Here is a 17,469-nt window from a genome sequence, read left to right as displayed (position 1 = left end):
CCGCAGCCCGCGTACCCCCGCTCTCCGACTGGCTCGGCACCCTCGGACACTCGGCCGGCCCAGGCTCCGGAGCTGGTCAGACCCCGGGATCGGAAGCAGGCACGGAGGGGACACCCGCCAGAGCGGCGCGGATGACAGGGATGACGCCGCCGTCCACGAGGAGGTCGGTGCCGGTGATGAACGTGGCGGTCGGGCCGAGGAGGAAGGCGGCGGCGTCGGCGATGTCGGTGGGGGTACCGATCCGTCCGGTGCCGGAATTCTGGATCATGGCGTTCATCTGGGCGCCGTGCTCACCCGAGAGTTCCTCCCTGCCCATGGGAGTGGCGATCACGCCGGGGCTGATCGAGTTGATGCGCGCGCCGCGCGCGCCCCAGGACTGGCTGGCGACGCGGACCTGGAGATGGTTGGCGCGCTTGGCCAGGCTGTAGGCGGCAGCGGGAATGAGGGCGTGGCGACGAGGGCGGCCGGCAGGGTCACTACGACGAACCGACGGACAGCCGCCACGCGTCGTCGGTCGGCGCCCTGGTCTTCGGGACCACGGAGGAGACGAGGATCAACGAGACCACTGACGTGCCGACCGCGACGAAGATCGTGCGCGAGACCGAGTAGACCAGGCCGATCGCCTCACCCGTGAGGTGGGCGGGCACCGCCTCGACGATGACGTTCGGCAGACCGGCCAGCACGAAGCAACCGCCGATTGCGGTAATGGTCGACGCCACGATGACGAGGGGAAGGTTGCCGAAGACGAACATCAGCATGACGAAGTCGACGATCGACACGATGATGCCTGCAGCGAGCGTGACCCTGGCGCCGTGCTTACCCGCCAGCCGTCCGGCGGACGGCGAGAGGGCGAAGCCCGCACCCGCACCGATCAGTCCGTACGCTCCGGCCGCCGTGGCGCTCAGGCCCAGGCCGACCGGCAACAGCCTGGGGCTCTGCATCAGAATCGGGATGAGCAGGGATCCGGCGGCCATGGACCCCACGGCGACGAAGGCCGTCACCAGCAGGCACAGGACCAGCGCGCGACTCCGGAACAGCCGCAGATTGAACATGGGCGACGCGACACGCAGTTCGAACACCGCCCAGAAGACCGCCACGGCGACGCCCGCCACGATGTACCCGAGGACCAGTCCGTCACTCCAGCCATCTTCCTTGGACCTGGTCACACCGTAGAGAATCGAGGCCACGGCCGGGGCCAGGAGCGCTCCACCCAGCCAGTCGATACGCGCGCCGTCTCGCGGCGACGTGACGGATCGCGGCGGCACGAGGACGGCGACGGCGATCGAGGCCACCGCCAGCACGGCCGTGGCCAGGAACATGTAGCGCCAGGTGCCGCCGTCGATGATGATGCCTCCGACGAAGGTCCCGAGGGCGCCCGAAATGATCGCCGTACCGGTCACGACCGCCACCGCCACGGGCACGCGGGGAGGCGGCAGGACCTCCCTGGCCACCGCGATCAGGATCGGGAAGAGCGCGGCGCTGGTGCCCTGCAGGGCGCGGCCGACCAGGATCGCCTCATAGCTGGCGAAGGCGAAACTGATGAGCGAGCCGAGAGCCGAGATGGCCATGAGGACGAGCCAGCACGCGCTTGCGTCCGTACAGGTCGGCGAGGCGGCTGGAGATCGCCGCCGTGCCGGCGCCCACAAGCAGGAAGAGCGTGACGGTCCAGGAGAGAGCGGCGGCATCCATCTGGAAATGGCCCATCAGGAATGGGATGGCCGCGTAGATCATGACCTGTTCGAATGCGCCGGTCGCCTCGATCAGGATGAAGGCGAGAAGCAGGAATATGTACGGTCTGCTCTGCTCGAATTTCGGGGATGACACGAGGGACATCTTTCTTGCCTCTTTCGCCACGTGGTGGGCATCTTTGCCGCACGCACCCTGAGTCGACCGAACCGCTCGATGAGAGGCGAAGTACGCGTGTGGACCAATGACGTACTTGACATCACATTGATCGGCGGTCAACTGGACCATAAGGGTCACGCAAGCAGGCGTCTATCAGCCGTTTGTGACCAATAATCGACGCAATTACTGCTCACTGGGTCGCAATCATCCTGTGGCCAAGAAGCCTGTCGTCGACGCCCAGATCCATTGCGACGCCGGACCCGGGGCTGCTGTGGCATGTCGACGCAAGCCGTCGGCGGCTCGGCCCATCGTGATCAGCGCGCCGGTGCCGAGGGCGGCGCTGATCGTGCGGGTGCTGTCCGAAGGACCGGAACACATACCGCTCGGCGTGGAGCGCGGCAGCCACCACCGCGGTGGCGGACAGGCGGTGTTTCAGCGCGACCCGGGCGGTGCCTGAGGGCTCCGCCCGGGTCTCGGCCAGGGTCAGCTGCCGCCCGTGTTCCTGCGGCGCAGGGCGATGAGTCCTCCCGCGAGTGCCAGGACTCCCGCCCCGGCGAAGGCAGCGATACCGCCTGCTCCTGTGGCCGCCAGGTCGGTGCCCGTGCCGCCGTGCGGCTCGACCCCGCCGGAGGCACCGGCGTCCGGAGCCGCGGAGGAAGAGCCGCCCCCGGACGGGTTGCCGCCTGCGCTGTCGGACGGGGCGGGCGTCGCGACGGAGACGATCGCTCTGGGCCGGGTGAAGGTCAGGGTGCCGAAGCCGAGGTGGTCGAGGCCACCGCCGGTCCCGTAGTCCCCGCCGCCGCCCTCGGGCCTGACCTTGGCTGCCATGGCGGTCACATAGGGGGCTTCGAGGCCACGGCGGTTGACGTAGTGGTTGTAGAGGCTCTCCCAGATCGGACGCACGTTGCCCCGGGCCCACGTGGACGGCTTCGTGAAGGTCTCCCAGCCCTCCCACGCGCCGGGCGCGCCCTTGTGCCAGGTCCAGGAAGTAAAGGGGACGTCAAAACCCTGGTTCCACTTGGCGGCGTACTCGACGCCCTTGAGGACGCGGTTGTCGTCGTAGCCGTAGAGGTCGATGCCCTGGTTCCACGCCGTCTCGCAGATGGTGCCCAGCAGGCCCACGCTCAACAACGCGTGCCCCTGGTCACGTCCGACCTCCACCATCTGCCCGAGGCCACCGGGGTGGAGGATGGGGATGGCGTTCTTGATGGAGCCCATCCCCTTGCCGCTCTTGAAGTACGTGACCGCCTCGTCGACCTTGGACCGGTCGTCGCAGAGAATGCCGACGGACAGTACACAGGCCACGCTCAACAGGTCCCAGCTGCTCCAGTAGTTGGACTCGTACGCCCCGTTGTGCCGGGTGAGGAAGTCGCTGCTCATCGAGTAGAAGACGTCCACCATCATCTTCTGGAACCGGGCCAGGTCGAAGCCCTCGTAGCCACGCATGATCTCCGCGGCGTTCGCGAACTGGTAGCCGTGGATGCCCGCCGCGATGAACCGGTCGGCGCTGCCGTCGAGGTGAGTGAGTTTCGCCGACCAGGCGTTGAGGATGTCGCGGGCGGCGTCCGCGTGCGCGGTGTCGCCGCTGATCCTCCAGCGCAGCGCGTTCTGATAGGCGGCGGCGACGTCGAAGGCGAGCGTGGTGACGTTGTCACCGGCGCCGCCGCGCACCACCGTCGCGAGTGGCTGCGCCTTCCAGGTGCCGGCCGAGCGGGGGTTGGCCGCCAGTTTGGCGTAGCCCGGCTTCCACCGGCCCGCGCCCGCCTTCACCTTGACCGCCATACGGTCGAAGTCGGCCTGCGTGTGCAGCAATCCCGGATGCGCGAACGCGCCGTCCGCCTTGCCGGGAGCGGCGAGGGCGGGAGCCGCCCCCGCACCGGCGGCGACCGTCCCGACGCCGACCGCTCCGGCTGCTCCCGCGACCCGCAGCACGCTGCGCCTGCTCATCATGGGTCGGCTGTTGTCCTGGCTCACTGACACTGAATGACTCCCGTCGGTTTTGACCGTACGCACAGGAGACGCGGGAACCGATCTCGGATAACAGAACCGCGGAAGGAAAAGTCGAACGCCTCTGGCACACTGCCAACTTCGGCGCATCAGCATCAGGCGATGGTTGACGAGGTGAGGCGGGACAAGGTGGCACGGGTGCCCTCGCAGGACATACGCGAACGGCCGGACATCGCGCTGGTCGTGGCGGCGCGGGCCGGTGACCGGCAGGCATTGGAACGCCTCACGCGGGACTGTCTGCCGTTGGTCTACAACATCGTCGGGCGCGCCCTCGACGGGCACAGCGACGTCGACGACGTAGTCCAGGACACGATGCTGCGGGCCCTGGACGGGCTGCCGGGCCTGACGGAACCGGAGCGGTTCCGCTCCTGGCTGGTCGCCATCGCAGTACGGCAGGTCCGCGACCGATGGCGCGGCCGGCAGGCCCGGCCGCAGGCGGATCTGCCGACGGAGGCCGTCCAGGAGGTGGCCCCGGAGGCTGACTTCGCCGATCTGGCCATACTCCGGCTCGCCCTGTCGGGGCAGCGGCGCGAGGCGGTGGAGGCGACTCGCTGGCTGGAGGACGAGGAGCGCGAGGTGCTCTCGCTGTGGTGGCTGGAGGCCGCCGGAGAGCTGACCCGCGCCGATCTGGCGGCGGCCTGCGAACTCACTCCGCAGCATGCCGCGGTACGGGTGCAGCGGGTCAAGGAGCGGCTGCAGTCCGCGCGGGCCGTGGTGCGTGCCCTGGCCGCGTCGCCGCGCTGTGCGGAGCTGTCGGCGCAGTTGACCTCCTGGGACGGCCGGCCGGCCGCACGGTGGCGCAAGCGGCTGGCGCGTCACGTCCGCGACTGCCCGCAATGCCTGTTCAACAGCTCCGATCTGGTGCCGGTGGAGGGGCTGCTGGGTGGCTTCGCGCTGGTGCCGGTGCCGATCGGCCTGGCGGGGCTACTGCTGACCAGGTCGATGCCCTCGGCCTCGGCCGGGGTCGCGCACGCGCCGAGCGGTGCCGGCCGGGGGGCACGACTGCTGGGCCGGCTGGCTTCCAAGCCGGTGGCGACGCTGACGATCGGGGCGGTGGTCCTCGCCGGCAGCGGCGCCCTGTACGCCTACACGCGCCCCGACGTGCCCGTACCACCACCCGCGGCCCATGCGTCGGTGTCACCCGCCGCCTCGTCACCACCGCCGACCGCGCAGGCGTCGGTCATCCCTGTGCCGACCACGTCCACCACCCCGTCCACGACACCTACGGCCAACCCGACGCTATTGGGGCGCCATGCCCTGCGATCGGTCGGTCGATCCGGCCACTACGTGCGCGAAGCCGGCGATCTCGGTGTCCTCGGTCCCGTCACCGCCACCGGTTCCGGGCTCACGAAGCAGGAAGCCACCTTCAGGTTCGTCGCCGGGCTGGCCGACTCCCAGTGCTACTCGCTCAGGGACGCCACCGGCCGGTACATGCGCCACTACGCCTTCCGTATGCGGCTGGACGCCAACGACGGATCGGCCATCTTCCAGAAGGACGCCACCTTCTGCTCACGGCCCGGCTCCGCCGACGGGTCGGTCTCCCTGGAGGCGTACAACTACCCCGGGCGCTACCTCCGTTACCGCGACAATCTCGAACTGTGGCTCGACCCGGAGCAGAACACCGCCGCGTTCCGGGTCAGTTGTTCCTTCACCGTCGTGGCACCCTGGACCTGATCCGCCCACCCGTCACCGTCGGCGGGGGCGCACGTGGTGGACCGACGTCCCGTGCGCCGTGAAGGCCGCGCGTACGAACCCGCCCGGCAGCGGAGTGCTGTCCACCGCGACGGGTCGGCCCTCGCTGTCCGTCACCCGAAGCAGACGCCCGCCGGTGGGGACGGTCAATGTGTGAGGGCCCGGGTCGGTGAAGGTCAGTCGGGCACTGGTGAGTACGGCGTCCTGCCAGGCGAGGTCCACGCCGACGCCGCCCCGGGCCCGCAGGCCCCGGACGCTGCCGCCCGGCCAGGCGGACGGCAGTGCGGGCAGCAGCCGCAGTTCGCCGGTGTGGCTCTGCAGGAGCAGTTCGGCGATGGCGGCCGCGGCCCCGAAGTTGCCGTCGATCTGGAACAGCTCCGGCGGGTGCAGGTCGAAGAGGTTGTCCGAAGTGGAGGCCGCCAGGAGGTCGCGGATGCTGCGCTGGGCGAGGTCTCCGTCGCCGAGTCTGGCGGCGAGCGCTGCGACCCAGGCGAGGCTCCAGCCGGTGCCCCCGCCTCCGTGGGCGAGGCGCTGGTCGAGGGCCGCGCGGGCGGCGGCGAACAGCTCCGGCGTACCCTCGGCGTCGATCACCGAACCGGGGTAGAGGCCGTAGAGGTGGGAGAGATGGCGGTGCCCGGGGCCTCGGGCTCGACGTCCTCCCACCACTCGGGCAGCGGTTGCCCAGCCACGTACGCCACCGGGCGCAGCCGTTTGCGGGCGGTGCGCAGCGAGTCCTCGATCTCGTCGTGCAGGCCCAACTGCTCTGTCGCCGCCAGGCAGTTGGCGAAGAGTTCTCCGATGAGCCAGAGGTCCATCGTGCTCGCCGCACCGGTGTCGACCAGTGACCCGTCGGCTGCCCGGAAACGGTGCTCGGGCGAGGTGGAGGGACAGGTGACGAGCAGTCCGTCGGTGTCCTCGACGAGGAAGTCGAGGAGGAAGACGGCCGCCTCCCGCATGGCCGGGTACGCGCGCTCGGCGAGGAAACGGCGATCGGCGCTGAACCGGTAGTGCTCCCACAGGTGGGCGCACAGCCACGCTGCCGCCATCGGCCAGTTGGCCCAACTCGGGCTGCCCTGGACCGGGTTGGCGCTGCGCCAGATGTCGACGTTGTGGTGTGCGGTCCAGCCGCGGCAGCGGTAGTAGGCATGCGCGGTGCGTCGGCCGGCCTCGGCGAGGTCGGCGATCAGGTCGAAGAGCGGCTCGTGGCATTCCGGCAGGCCGGTGGTCTCGGCGTGCCAGTAGTTCATCTGGAGGTTGATGTTGGTGGTCCAGTTGGACTGCCAGGGTGGCTGGACCGCGGTGTTCCAGATGCCTTGGAGGGTGGCCGGCTGGGAGCCGGGACGGGAGGACGCGATGAGCAGGTAGCGGCCGTACGCGAAGTGCAGTGCGGTCAGGCCCGGATCGTCGGTGCCCGCTCTGATCGCGGCGAGGCGTTCGTCGGTCGGCAGGTCGTCGAGAGCCGGGTCGTGGTCCAGGCGCAGGTCGGTCCGTCCCTGCAGGGCCCGGTGGTCGGCGGCGTGCTCGGCGCGCAGCTGCTCGTAGGGAACGGCACAGGCGGTCTCCAACTGCCGTACGACATCGATGTCCAGACCGGGCTCGGGGCCGAGCGGGGTGCGGTTCCAGCCCTGGTAGCCGGTCGAGGCGGCGACGAGCAGGGTGGCGGCCGTCGCTCCGGTGACGCGCAGGCTTCCGTCCGGGGCGCGCTCGACGGTGCCGTCCCCGTCGGTCTGGACGCGCAGTCCGGCGGCGAACCCGGTCCCCGCGTCGGGCGAGTACGTGACGGCGGCGGGGCCGGTGCCCTCGAACCGTACGTGCGCGGGGGCACGGCCCGTGATGACCGCGCCCGGCGCCGATCCCGGGTGCGCCGAGTGAAGGCGGGCGGTGAAGTCGAGCGCTCCCGGGCGGTCACAGCTCAGCCGGATCGCGAGGACCCCCGCGACCGCCGACACGAACAGTTCGCGGGTGTGACGTACGCCGCCGACGGTGTACGCGACCGTGCCGACGCCCTCCGTCAGGTCCAACGTCCTCTCGTTCAAGGTGACTTCGTCGCCGTGGTCCAGTTCGAACAGCAGGGAACCCAGCGGCTGGTACGCCTGCGTGAACGGCCCCTGCATCCGCGTGGCCAGCTCCTCAGCACGCACATGGTCGTGGTCACGGAGCACCGCCTCGCGCAGGGCGGGAAGGTGCGCGGCGGCCCCGTCGTCGTCGTGGTCTCCGGGGCCGCCGGACCAGAGGGTGTCGGCGTTGAGGTCGATCCGCTCCCGTACGCCGTGTCCGTGCACCATCGCGCCCAGAGACCCGTTGCCCAGGGGCAGCGCCGCGAGAGGTCCGCCGCGGGCTGCCGGTACCGGAGCGTCAGCACGGGCGGAAGCCGAGCGTCAACGTGACCGGGCGGGCGTCGAGCTGGAACTGGGGCTGGGGCTGGGGCTGAAGTGTTGGCAGGGGGAAGCGCGGGGTGTTCTCGGTGCAGGTCACGCAGGAGTTCCGGGGTGCGGTGTTCGTGCTGCGCGGGGATCTCGGGCCGGCGGCGCAGGAGCGGGTGCCGCGGCTTGCGGCCGTGCCGGACGCGGGGGCGCGTCTGTTCTCGCTGACGGGGCTCGACCAGGCCTTTTCTCCGCACGCCGACGCCGACGCCGGCCAGGCCCTGGCCACGGGCATGGAGCGGCGTGACACCCTGATGGTCGACAGGGACGGTCCGGCACAGTCGAACGAGAGGAAGGTCGTATGACGCGCGTACCGGGGCAGCACGCGCCCCAGCCTGCCGGGAGGGCAGGGACGCGCGCCGGCGCCGACAGTGCGGCAGACCGTGATCTGCGGTCGCTGTTCGGGCAGTCGACGGCCGTGTTCGCTTCCCTGGCGGGGCCGGCGCACATGCTGGAGACGGCGAACGCGGCGTTCTTCGACGCGATCGGCGGACCCGCCCGCACGCAGACCGGCGTGCCGCTGGGGCAGCTGATGCCGGAGTTGGCCGGGCAGGGCTTCATCGGCCTCCTGGACCGGGTCTACCGCACCGGCAAGCCCTATACCGGGCGGAATGTCCGAATGCTGCTGGGTGAAGGGCCGGAGGCCCGGGAGGCGTTCTTCGACTTCACCTACGAGCCCCGCCTCGACGCGGGCGGCAACGTCATGGGCGTACGGGTCATCGGGGTGGAAACCACCCAGGTCGAGCACGCCCAGCGGCTGACGGCCGAGCATCGTGCGCTGCTGGAGCAGATCGCCCGCCAGGCCCCGCTTCCCGAGGTGCTGGAGGGCATGGCCCGGGCCATCGAGGACCTCGCGCCCGAGGAGGTCCTGGTCTCCGTACTGCTCGCCGACGCCGACGGCCGGCATCTGCGCCACGGCGCGGCCCCCAGCCTTCCCGGCTTCTACAACCGCGCCATCGACGGCATCGCCGCGGGTGAGGGCGTCGGGTCCTGCGGCACCGCGGCCCACCGCCGCCGTCCGGTGATCGTCACCGACATCGCCACCGACCCGTTCTGGGACGACTTCCGCGACCTGGCCGACCGGGCCGCCCTGGCCGCCTGCTGGTCCACCCCGATCCTCGCCCGGGACGGCTCCCTGCTGGGCACCTTCGCGATGTACCACCGCACCCCGCGCGCGCCGCAGGACGCGGACCTGGCGCTGGCCCGGGTGTTCGCCGACACCGCCGCCCTGGCCATCGAACGCCACCACGCCGAACAGGCCCGCCGGGAAGCCGAGGCGCGGGCGAAGTCAGCCCGCAGCGACCTCGCCTTCCTCTTGAACGCCAGCACCATCCTGGGCGCCGACCTGGACGCCCTCCAGGCCCTGCAACACCTGGCCGACTCCGGCGTGCCCGTCCTCGCCCCGCTGTGCGCGGTCGACCTCGTCGAGGGCGGGCGCGTGAGGCGGGTGGCCACCGCGGCCCCCACCCAGACCCAGCGGGATCTGCTGGCCGCCCATATCCCGGTCTACGACGCCGCCGACGACGCCGTCGCCCGCGTCCTGGCCTCCGGCACGAGCGAAGTCGCCCGCCGTGTCCCGACCGGGCCGGGCCCCTGGCACGACCTGGGTGTCACCGGCTACCTGTGCGTGCCCCTGATGGACCGAGGCCGCGCGTTCGGCACCATGACCCTCCTCTCCACCGGCACACACGTCTTCGACGGCCACGCCGTCGCCCTCGCCGAGGAACTCGCCCTGCGCGCCGCCTCGGCCGCCCGCAACGCCCGCCAGTACACCCAGCGTGCCGCTCTCGCCCGGGACCTGCAGGCCGGTCTGCTCCTGCCCGACCTTCCCGACATCCCCGGTACCGACGTCGCCGCCCACTACCACCCGGCCGGTGAAGGACTCGACATCGGCGGCGACTTCTACGACCTTTTCCCGTTGGAAGAGGGCCGGTGGGCGTTCCTCCTCGGCGACGTCTGCGGCCGCGGCGCCCTGGCCGCCACCACCACCGCCCTGGTCCGCCACACCGCCCGCGCCGTCGCTCCCCTCCTGCCCGACCCCGAAGACGTCGTCAGGGCCGTCAACCGGGCACTTGTCAACCGGCCGCACAGTCACGACACCGGCTTCGTCACCCTCGTCTACGGTCAACTCACCCCCACCCCCACCGGGCTGGACATCGAACTGGTCCGTGCCGGCCACACGCTGCCCCTCCACCTGGACACCGAGCACACCGCCCGCCCGGTCGACGCCCACGGTCTTCTGCTGGGCATCGCCGCCGCCCCGCAGATCACCACCCGCCACCTGCACCTGAAGCCGTACGAGAGTCTCGTGCTCTACACCGACGGGATCACCGAGGCCCGCCGCCCGGACGCCACGCTCTTCGGCGAGGATCGTCTCGCCGACGCGGTGAGCGGCGCACCACACCGGCCGGCGGCCCGGCAGGTCATCGACGCGGTCACCCGGGCCGTGGCCGCGTTCACCGGCGGCCACGGCATCGACGACGACCAAGCGGTCCTCGTCCTCACCGCCACCGAGCCGCACAAGACGTCACCGGCCGCCTCGGCGTAATCCTTTGGAGGGAAGCAGGCCGGACCATGCCCCATGACCTGCACGGGGGCCGCCCGCGGCCGGATCGTCCACGCGGTAAGCAGGACGGCAGGAGACAGGCGAGCCGATACGATGACGAACACCCGTTTGGCTGACAGGCCCCGCCGAAGGCCGAGCTGACGATCGGTGAGGGACGGTGAAGGCTGTGGACGCGTCGTGAGCGCCTCCGGTACGCGGCACCGCGCGGTCGAGCACCTGGGCCACGGTGATCACCTGTGTCTGGCGTTCAGCGACGACGCCGAGCAGCGCCGGGTGGTGACCGCGTATCTGCTGGGTGGACTGGCGCGTGACGAGCGCGTGATGTACTTCGCCGACCGGAGCACGCCCGGGCAGGTGCTCTCCTGGATCCGCGAGGCCGGGACGGATCCGGCGCCCGCCCTGAACAGCGGCCAGCTCACCGTGACCACGGCCGACGACAGCTACCTGGCTACCGGCACCTTCGACGCCGACGCCATGGTGGCCACCCTGCACCAGGAAGTCACCGACGCCCTCGCGGCCGGCTTCACCGGCTTCAGGGTCAGCGGCGAGATGGGCTGGAGCCTGCGGAACCTCCCCGGCGCCGAGCGGCTGGGCGAGTACGAGACGAAGGCCACCGACGTGTTCGCCGGGCACCCCGCCTCCGCGATCTGCCAGTACGACGCCCGCCGTTTCGACGCCGCCGCCCTCGACGACTTCGACCGTCGCCACACCGGAACACTGGAACAACAGCCGCTCCACGCCAGCGCGTCGCTGCGACTGGTGCCGTCCTGGCGGAACGGGCGACAGGCGCTGCGCGTGGTCGGCGACGTGGACTACCACTGCGCTCCGGCGCTGGCCGGCGCGCTTCAGACCGCCGCCGGCTGGCCGGGCGACATCACCGTCGACATGGACGCCCTGGAGTTCATCGACCTCGCCGGAGTACGCGCACTCGTGCGCGCCGCCGAGCAACTACCCGCAGGACGCAGGCTCCATGTGGTGGACCTGGATCCGATGCTGAGCGAGGTCATCCACGTCGTCGGCTGGGACGAGATACCTGCGCTGACCGTCACCGCGAGGGAGGTGCTCGCGTGAGTACCCTCACCGCGTCGCACCCGCACCGCGACAGCGCGCCGCACCTGACCCATCAGGGACTCGTCTACGGCAGCGACGAGGCGTTCCTGACCGCGATGACGCCCTTCTGTCTGGACGGCCTGAAAGCCGACGACGCCGTCCTCGCCGTAACCACCGAGCACAACATCGGCCTGCTGCGCCAGACCCTCGGCGATGCGGCTCGCGAGGTCGAGTTCATCGACGCCGACGACTGGTACGACACTCCCGGACGCACGCTGGGGGCCTACTACCGCTACGTCGACCAGCGCACCACAGGCGGCCGGCACCGGCAGGTACGGGTGATCGGCGAACCGGTGTGGCACGGCCGCGACCCGCTGGAAACAGCCGAGTGGACCCGGTACGAGTCCGTCATCAACGTCGCCTTCGCTCACAGCCCAGCCTGGATCGTCTGCCCTTACGACACCCGCGCCCTGCCCGACGACGTGGTGGCCGACGCCCGGCGCACCCACCCCGAGCTGGTGTCAGGCCCCTCCGCGGGGGTCAGCCATCACTACGCCGCCCCCGACGCCGACCGCGGAATCTGGCAACGCCGGCTCCAGCCCGTACCCGCCGGCGGCAAGGAGGCCGTGATGCGCTTCGGGGACGACCTGGCGGTGGTGCGGGCCTTCGTCGCCCAGGCCGCCCACACGCTGGGCCTGTCCAGCGACAGAGCGCGGCGGCTGGTCTTCGCCGTCAACGAGGTCGCCACCAACGCGCTCCAGCACGGCGACGGCGATCAGGGGCAGGTGACCCTGCGCCGCTGCGGACACCGCGTCGTGTGCGACGTCACCAACCCCGGCCGCGCCGCCGGACCGGACTGGTACATGGGCTATCTGCCCCCCGACCCCGGCGGGCAGCGCGGACACGGCCTGTGGGCGGTGCGCCAGTTGTGCGACCTGATGGAGGTCGACACCCGCCCCGGCGAGACCACCGTCCGCCTCCACCTGGCCATGGCCTGACACTCCCCGACCGGGCCGCGCCGAACCCGTGACGACGCGGCGCACCAGCCGGATGTGAGGTGGCGGGCCGTCCACGCAGGCTCCCTCATCCAGCGCCTCTGCCGGTGCGGCGCCGGAACCCTCAGGAGTGCTGCGGGTCGCCGGCGCCGCGGCCGTAGCGGGCGAGCATCGTCGTGACCGCCTCGTCGACGGCGTGGCCGACGTCGGCAGGTGTCGGGCTCCAGTCGGTGAGCAGCATCCGCGGCCACAGGACGTAGTTGGCGATCATGCCGAGGAACTGGTTGGTGGCGCTCTCCGCGTCCGGTACCACCGCGGTGCCCGCGGCGTGCTCGGCCTCCAGATAGTGCTGGACGGAGATGAAGTAGGGCAACTTGCCCAGCTCGAACTGAGCCCGTCCCAGTTCCGGGAAACGCGGCAGTTCGGCGATGACGATGCGGAAGAGAGCCGCCATGGCAGGCCGGCCGACCAGGTCGGCGTACTGGCGGCCGATCGCGCTCAGGCCGGCGCGCAGGTCACCGGGCCGCGTCGCGGGCGCCGCCGGGTCCGGCCCGCCCTTCCAGTACTCGGTGACGATGGCCTCGAAGAGCGCCGCCTTGGTGGGGAACTGCTTGAACAGCGTGGACTTCGACACCACCGCTTCCTGCGCGATCTTCGCCAGCGAAGTCCCGTCGTAGCCCCGCTCCAGAAACAGCTTCGTGGCCGCTGCGGTGATCGCCTCGCGCTTGCGCTGAGCGAGTCGTTGATGGTGCGCGGAGAGTCCTGCGGTCATGGGCCCCAGTATGCCTTATCCCGAGGCGAGTCACTTGACTCGCCACTGTGCGGGTGCTTACGTGGAAAGGGAGGCGAGTCGAGTGACTCGCCTCCGGTCGGCGGAGGCACTCCGGCCGCGGCGTCGTTCCGTTCCCGAAGGAGAAGCACTCATGGAGTCAGGCAGGATCGCGTTGGTGACCGGCGGCAATCGCGGGCTGGGCCAGGCCACGGCGCAGGCGCTGGCCCGGCACGGACTGCGCGTCATCGTCACCTACCGCGGCGACGCGCAGGAGGCCGAGGAGACGGTCAGGAAGGTTCAGGAAACCGGCGCCACGGCTGCCGCACTGCGGCTGGACATCAGGGACGTGGCCGCCCTTCCCGCCTTCGTCTCCCGGCTGGCCGCGCAGCTGGAGCGCTGGGAGGCGACCCGGCTGGACGTCCTGGTCAACAACGCCGGGATCGGGCTGTTCGGACCGCTGGAAGCGGTCACGGTCGACGACTACGACGCGATCATGGACACCAACGTGCGCGGCACGTTCTTCCTCACCCAGGCGCTCGTGCCCGTGCTGGCCGACGGGGGACGGATCATCAACGTCTCCTCCTCCCTCAGCCGCCACACCAGCGCCGGCACCTCGGTGTACTCCGCCTCCAAGGCGGCCGTCGAAGTCCTCAGCCGGACACTGGCCGTGGAACTGGGGACGCGCGACATCCGCGTCAACAGCCTCGCACCGGGGCCCACCGCCACCGACTTCAACGGCGGCGCCATGCGGGACGACGCGCAGATGCGCGAAGGCCTGAGCACGCAGACCGCGCTCGGCCGCGTCGGCGAACCGCAGGAGATCGGCGACGCCATCGCCGCCCTCGCCTCCGAAGACCTGCGATGGGTCACCGCCCAACGCCTCGAAGTATCCGGCGGCGCCCTGCTGTAGGGATCTCCGCCCACACCGCAGTGGAGGTAGGTGGGCCGTGAGGAAGATCCCAGAAGTCCTCTTCCGCAAAAGCCTCCAGCGGTACGCGCAGACCTACCACCCGCTGTACGAGCGGGCGCTGTCCGGCCCCCATTCGAGTCCGAGCGCCGTTGTAGCGGCCTTTCTACAGGTCGCCCTGAACCGTATCGCCGACCCGGCGGTCCCCGATGGCTGTCTGCTCACGGTGTCGGCAACGCAGTTCCCGGCGCTCGACGCGGAGAGCCGGGCGATGGTCCGCGCCGTGATCGACGGTTTGCGGGCGAGGCTGGAGCGGGCGTTGCTGGCGGCGGGGGCCGGTGAATTGGAGGCGGCAGAGCTGGCGTTGTGCACGCTGGCGACGAACAAATCTCTGGCAGTGCTGAGCCGCGCCGGCTTCTCCGGCGAAGACCTGGCGACCGTCGCGGCAGCCGCCGCGAGGAATGCCGAGGCTCCGCCGGACCGGCCGGCCGAACCGTCGGGGCACCGGTAGGCGGGAACAACTCCGTCACAGGGGGATCCTGACGGCGCACGACCGGTGGTCCCCGCGCAGGCGGGTGTTCCGAGCTGCGGATCGTTGAGGCAGACCCTCAACTCATGGTCGCCGCGCGGGCGGGGTGTTCCCTGGCCTCCGGCGCGAGCCTCACGTCTCCACCGTGGGCCCCGCGCAGGCGGGGTGCGCCCGTCCGCCGGGCCCGCCTCGGGCTGCTGTCTGACCCTGCGGCGCCATCCCGCATGCCGGCACCGCGCCCACCCCGGCCACTCCCCCGCCGAGGCCGACCCTTTCGGCCCGCCGCTCCAGGCGAGCCGCCATGCCCGACAGCGGGCGGCCTCGCGGCTGCCGCCATGTAGAGGGGAGTGTCGCCCTCTACTCGGGGCGGCGTCCGGTGACGTCCCCGCCCGGGTCGTCGGGCAGGGCGATGCGGGCGGTGACGCGTTTGCCGACCGGCTCCCGCTGGACCTCGAAGCCCTGCGCGACGGCCATGACGATCTCCAGACCGTGCTGCCCGACCCTGCCCGCATCAGCGGCCCGGGCCACCGGCAGAACCGGATCGCTGTCCCACACGACCACTTCCACCACAGCGCCCGAAACGCGCAGTTCCATCAGCACGGGCCCGGGGGCGTACTTGAGGGCGTTGGTGACCAACTCGCTGACCACCAGCTGGGTCAGGTCCATCGCGCGCGCGGACACCGGAAGGCCGTACTCGGCCTGGACCCGGGCGAGGAAGTCCACCGCGCGGTGACGTGCCTCCGCGATGCAGGAGCCGTCGCCGTCCAGGGCGACGGTGTCGCGTATCGGAGGGGCGCCAGGCATCACGCTGCCTTCACCCTCGGGGATTGACTCCGCCGTATCCACCCTTGTCCCTCCCATTCATCTGCCCGCACCTACCCCGACCTCCGCCACACATGCCATGAGCTCGGTCACGCAGAAGGCTGAACGGATGTTCACCGTAATATCGGGACAGGGCGCCAACGCGCATCGGGTCGGGGCCCGGTCCCCATCAACGAACGCAGTCGAGGAAAACGGTGACAGACACTCACGGAGCAGCCCGGCCCGACCTCTCCATCGGCCACACCTCCATCGACGGCATCCGGGTGGTCACCGTGCGCGGCGAGATCGACCGCGCCATCAGGGAGGAGCTCACCGAGGCTCTGCTGGCCTACGGCAGCGTGCCGCCGCCGCGGACCGTGGTGGACCTCAGTGGCGTGACCTTCATGGACTCCAGCGGAATCAACGCTCTCATCGCCGCCCACAGGAGCACGCATGACGCTCAGGGATGGCTGCGTATCGCCGGCGCCCAGGCACCGGTGCTGCGACTCCTGGAGATCGTCGGCCTGGACCAGGTCATCGGCTGCCACCCCACCGTCGGACATGCCCTGACCGACTGACCTGCGCCGCGCCCGACCACGCCGACCTGGTCCCTGCCCTCGCATACCTCGGCACTCGCACTGGATCTGTTTCGCGGGAGGCGGTCGCGGTGGTGAGGGCCGCTGGGCGTCAGGTCGGCACCCTGACATGTGTCAGGGACGCGGCGCCCCGGCGCTGTCTACCGTTCGAGGTGCCGGCGGACCGGCAGCGGGGCGCTCTGTCGGCGCTTCAGCCCCTTCACCAACGAAAACACATGCGCATCACCGGTACCCGCCCGCACAGGGCGGAACAGAAGGGCAGGGACATGAAGAGCCTCTGGAAGCGCGCGCTCACCACCGGAACAGCGGGGATCGCTCTTGTCGGCGGAGTCGGTCTCGCGACCGCCTCACCCGCGGCGGCCGCGGAGCCCAACGTGCTGCAGTGCAGCACCTGGATCGAGGGCAATGTCGCCTACGGCCAGTGCTACAACCCCGGGACGCAGTTGCACGCGTTCTCCGTGCGCGCCATCTGCGGCTGGGCCCCCGACGCCTACTCGAACTGGGTATACGCGACGCCGGGCAACACCCACAGCATCGGTGTCGGCTGCGGTCCGTTGAGCACCGGCGTCGGCGGCGTGGCGATCGAGTACGGCGGCTGAGCGTCCCGGGGCGCCCAGCCGAGGAGGCAGCTCGCAGGGTCGGTCATCTGGACGAGACCGACCACGCCGTCGCGGGCGTCCGTTCCTTCTCCGCCTACCCGAGTCCGCCGAGACGGAGGGCGTTCCTTATCTCGCTGAGCTTCGCGGTCGCGGCGGGGGTCCACTCCTTCGCCTGCTCACCGAGACGGAGGGCGTTCTCGATCTCGCTGAGTTTCGCGGAGGACAGGGCGCCCGCCCGCTCGATCAGGTCGTCCCGGGACACGGTGGTCAGCCACGTGCAAGGGGTGAAGCCCGGACGCGGCAACGCGAACCGCAGCACGCCTTCAAAGGGCAGTCCATCCACGGCGCCCACTGCCACTTCGACGCCCAGACCGGTGACGTCGACCCCCGCCGGAGCGACGACCTGCATCACCCGGATCCCGGACGCGTCGTCTCCCGACAGCAGCACGACCGGCCGCCGCTCGTCGAACTCCACCCACCAGACTTCGCCACGTTGCACATGTCCTCCTGACACAGGACGGCGGACGGACGCTGCGCGACCCCGACGCGCTGTGGAGACGGGTGCGGCCACCCGTCGATCATCAGTCCGTGAAGACCAGCGATCACGCGCTGGCCACACGTCACAGGTCACAGCGTAGACCCCGCACGGGTCGAACCCCGTTACCGGGCAGGGAAGTTGGCGCTCGG

At 70.9% G+C, this 17,469-nt stretch carries 18 protein-coding genes and 1 pseudogene; 10 read left to right on the top strand and 9 right to left on the bottom strand.

The genetic code is table 11. The features are described 5' to 3' along the window. Positions 1-76: 76 nt before the first annotated feature. From ACIP79_RS28295 to ACIP79_RS28285, 3 genes are read right to left on the bottom strand one after another with little or no spacing between them, the layout of a single operon-like run. Positions 77-442 (bottom strand): SDR family oxidoreductase, encoded by a 366-nt coding sequence (locus ACIP79_RS28295; RefSeq protein WP_401227703.1) that lies wholly within the window; start codon positions 440-442, stop codon positions 77-79. Positions 443-476: 34 nt separating this feature from the next. Further along, entirely contained in the window at positions 477-1,568 is a 1,092-nt protein-coding gene (locus tag ACIP79_RS28290) for an MFS transporter (protein ID WP_401227614.1), read from the bottom strand. Then, positions 1,516-1,854, bottom strand: coding sequence for a hypothetical protein (locus ACIP79_RS28285; protein WP_401227613.1), 339 nt, complete (start codon positions 1,852-1,854; stop codon positions 1,516-1,518). Before ACIP79_RS28285 ends, ACIP79_RS28290 begins: the two co-directional genes overlap by 53 nt. A 202-nt stretch (positions 1,855-2,056) precedes the next feature. Between ACIP79_RS28285 and ACIP79_RS28280 the strand changes: the two genes are divergently transcribed. Then, positions 2,057-2,302, top strand: coding sequence for a hypothetical protein (locus ACIP79_RS28280; RefSeq protein WP_401227611.1), 246 nt, complete (start codon positions 2,057-2,059; stop codon positions 2,300-2,302). 26 nt (positions 2,303-2,328) lie between these two features. Here ACIP79_RS28280 and ACIP79_RS28275 read toward each other — a convergent pair whose 3' ends face one another. Next, on the bottom strand, positions 2,329-3,825 hold the full coding sequence (locus ACIP79_RS28275; RefSeq protein ID WP_401227609.1) for an alginate lyase family protein: 1,497 nt from the start codon (positions 3,823-3,825) through the stop codon (positions 2,329-2,331). A gap of 129 nt (positions 3,826-3,954) precedes the next feature. On the opposite strand from ACIP79_RS28275, the gene ACIP79_RS28270 reads away from it, so the two are divergent. Beyond that, complete coding sequence (locus tag ACIP79_RS28270) at positions 3,955-5,526, top strand: sigma-70 family RNA polymerase sigma factor (RefSeq protein ID WP_401227608.1); 1,572 nt, start codon at positions 3,955-3,957, stop codon at positions 5,524-5,526. Positions 5,527-5,538: 12 nt separating this feature from the next. Here ACIP79_RS28270 and ACIP79_RS28265 read toward each other — a convergent pair whose 3' ends face one another. Together ACIP79_RS28265 and ACIP79_RS28260 are read right to left on the bottom strand one after the other, a co-directional pair. After that, entirely contained in the window at positions 5,539-5,826 is a 288-nt protein-coding gene (locus ACIP79_RS28265; RefSeq protein ID WP_401227701.1) for a glycoside hydrolase family 95-like protein, read from the bottom strand. A gap of 99 nt (positions 5,827-5,925) precedes the next feature. After that, a pseudogene (locus ACIP79_RS28260) lies at positions 5,926-7,829 on the bottom strand (glycosyl hydrolase family 95 catalytic domain-containing protein); the annotation flags it as partial. 179 nt (positions 7,830-8,008) lie between these two features. On the opposite strand from ACIP79_RS28260, the gene ACIP79_RS28255 reads away from it, so the two are divergent. From ACIP79_RS28255 to ACIP79_RS28240, 4 genes are all read left to right on the top strand, one after another. Next, positions 8,009-8,272 carry a hypothetical protein gene (locus tag ACIP79_RS28255; protein WP_401227606.1) on the top strand — a complete coding sequence of 88 codons (264 nt, stop codon included), beginning with the start codon at positions 8,009-8,011 and terminating at the stop codon, positions 8,270-8,272. Further along, on the top strand, positions 8,269-10,515 hold the full coding sequence (locus ACIP79_RS28250; protein ID WP_401227605.1) for a SpoIIE family protein phosphatase: 2,247 nt from the start codon (positions 8,269-8,271) through the stop codon (positions 10,513-10,515). The genes ACIP79_RS28255 and ACIP79_RS28250 overlap by 4 nt, the downstream gene beginning before the upstream one ends. A gap of 195 nt (positions 10,516-10,710) precedes the next feature. Further along, positions 10,711-11,604 carry an MEDS domain-containing protein gene (locus ACIP79_RS28245; protein WP_401227604.1) on the top strand — a complete coding sequence of 298 codons (894 nt, stop codon included), beginning with the start codon at positions 10,711-10,713 and terminating at the stop codon, positions 11,602-11,604. Further along, on the top strand, positions 11,601-12,581 hold the full coding sequence (locus ACIP79_RS28240) for an anti-sigma factor RsbA family regulatory protein (RefSeq protein ID WP_401227603.1): 981 nt from the start codon (positions 11,601-11,603) through the stop codon (positions 12,579-12,581). Before ACIP79_RS28245 ends, ACIP79_RS28240 begins: the two co-directional genes overlap by 4 nt. 121 nt (positions 12,582-12,702) lie before the next feature. On the opposite strand, the gene ACIP79_RS28235 is transcribed toward ACIP79_RS28240, so the two are convergent. Continuing rightward, a complete protein-coding gene (locus ACIP79_RS28235; protein ID WP_401227601.1) occupies positions 12,703-13,350 on the bottom strand; it encodes a TetR/AcrR family transcriptional regulator in 648 nt (215 codons plus the stop codon). Positions 13,351-13,501: 151 nt separating this feature from the next. Here ACIP79_RS28235 and ACIP79_RS28230 point away from each other — a divergent pair, with 151 nt between their 5' ends. Together ACIP79_RS28230 and ACIP79_RS28225 are read left to right on the top strand one after the other, a co-directional pair. Continuing rightward, positions 13,502-14,260, top strand: coding sequence for an SDR family NAD(P)-dependent oxidoreductase (locus tag ACIP79_RS28230; protein WP_401227600.1), 759 nt, complete (start codon positions 13,502-13,504; stop codon positions 14,258-14,260). Between the two features lie 37 nt (positions 14,261-14,297). Continuing rightward, positions 14,298-14,768: a TetR family transcriptional regulator C-terminal domain-containing protein gene (locus ACIP79_RS28225; RefSeq protein WP_401227599.1), complete on the top strand. Its 471-nt coding sequence runs from the start codon at positions 14,298-14,300 to the stop codon at positions 14,766-14,768. Between the two features lie 375 nt (positions 14,769-15,143). Here ACIP79_RS28225 and ACIP79_RS28220 read toward each other — a convergent pair whose 3' ends face one another. After that, positions 15,144-15,590 carry an ATP-binding protein gene (locus ACIP79_RS28220; RefSeq protein WP_387187332.1) on the bottom strand — a complete coding sequence of 149 codons (447 nt, stop codon included), beginning with the start codon at positions 15,588-15,590 and terminating at the stop codon, positions 15,144-15,146. Between the two features lie 212 nt (positions 15,591-15,802). Here ACIP79_RS28220 and ACIP79_RS28215 point away from each other — a divergent pair, with 212 nt between their 5' ends. Further along, positions 15,803-16,165 (top strand): STAS domain-containing protein, encoded by a 363-nt coding sequence (locus ACIP79_RS28215; protein WP_401227598.1) that lies wholly within the window; start codon positions 15,803-15,805, stop codon positions 16,163-16,165. Between the two features lie 233 nt (positions 16,166-16,398). Further along, complete coding sequence (locus tag ACIP79_RS28210; RefSeq protein WP_401227596.1) at positions 16,399-16,782, top strand: hypothetical protein; 384 nt, start codon at positions 16,399-16,401, stop codon at positions 16,780-16,782. Positions 16,783-16,876: 94 nt separating this feature from the next. Here the strand turns inward: ACIP79_RS28210 and ACIP79_RS28205 are convergent, their stop codons facing one another. Further along, positions 16,877-17,281 carry a type II toxin-antitoxin system PemK/MazF family toxin gene (locus ACIP79_RS28205; RefSeq protein ID WP_401227594.1) on the bottom strand — a complete coding sequence of 135 codons (405 nt, stop codon included), beginning with the start codon at positions 17,279-17,281 and terminating at the stop codon, positions 16,877-16,879. Between the last annotated feature and the right edge of the window lie 188 nt (positions 17,282-17,469).

The organism is Streptomyces sp. NPDC088747 (genome assembly GCF_044751025.1).
GTDB lineage: Bacteria > Actinomycetota > Actinomycetes > Streptomycetales > Streptomycetaceae > Streptomyces.
The sequence above is the reverse complement of the archived record's forward strand: the minus strand, read 5'-3'. Positions and strand labels throughout refer to the sequence as shown.

Coding starts and splice junctions, on each gene's coding strand:
- ACIP79_RS28250 (WP_401227605.1), top strand. CDS start 8,269: ATGACGCGCGTACCGGGGCAGCACGCGCCCCAGCCTGCCGGGAGGGCA.
- ACIP79_RS28220 (WP_387187332.1), bottom strand. CDS start 15,590: ATGCCTGGCGCCCCTCCGATACGCGACACCGTCGCCCTGGACGGCGAC.
- ACIP79_RS28210 (WP_401227596.1), top strand. CDS start 16,399: ATGCGCATCACCGGTACCCGCCCGCACAGGGCGGAACAGAAGGGCAGG.
- ACIP79_RS28270 (WP_401227608.1), top strand. CDS start 3,955: ATGGTTGACGAGGTGAGGCGGGACAAGGTGGCACGGGTGCCCTCGCAG.
- ACIP79_RS28230 (WP_401227600.1), top strand. CDS start 13,502: ATGGAGTCAGGCAGGATCGCGTTGGTGACCGGCGGCAATCGCGGGCTG.
- ACIP79_RS28235 (WP_401227601.1), bottom strand. CDS start 13,350: ATGACCGCAGGACTCTCCGCGCACCATCAACGACTCGCTCAGCGCAAG.
- ACIP79_RS28290 (WP_401227614.1), bottom strand. CDS start 1,568: ATGGCCATCTCGGCTCTCGGCTCGCTCATCAGTTTCGCCTTCGCCAGC.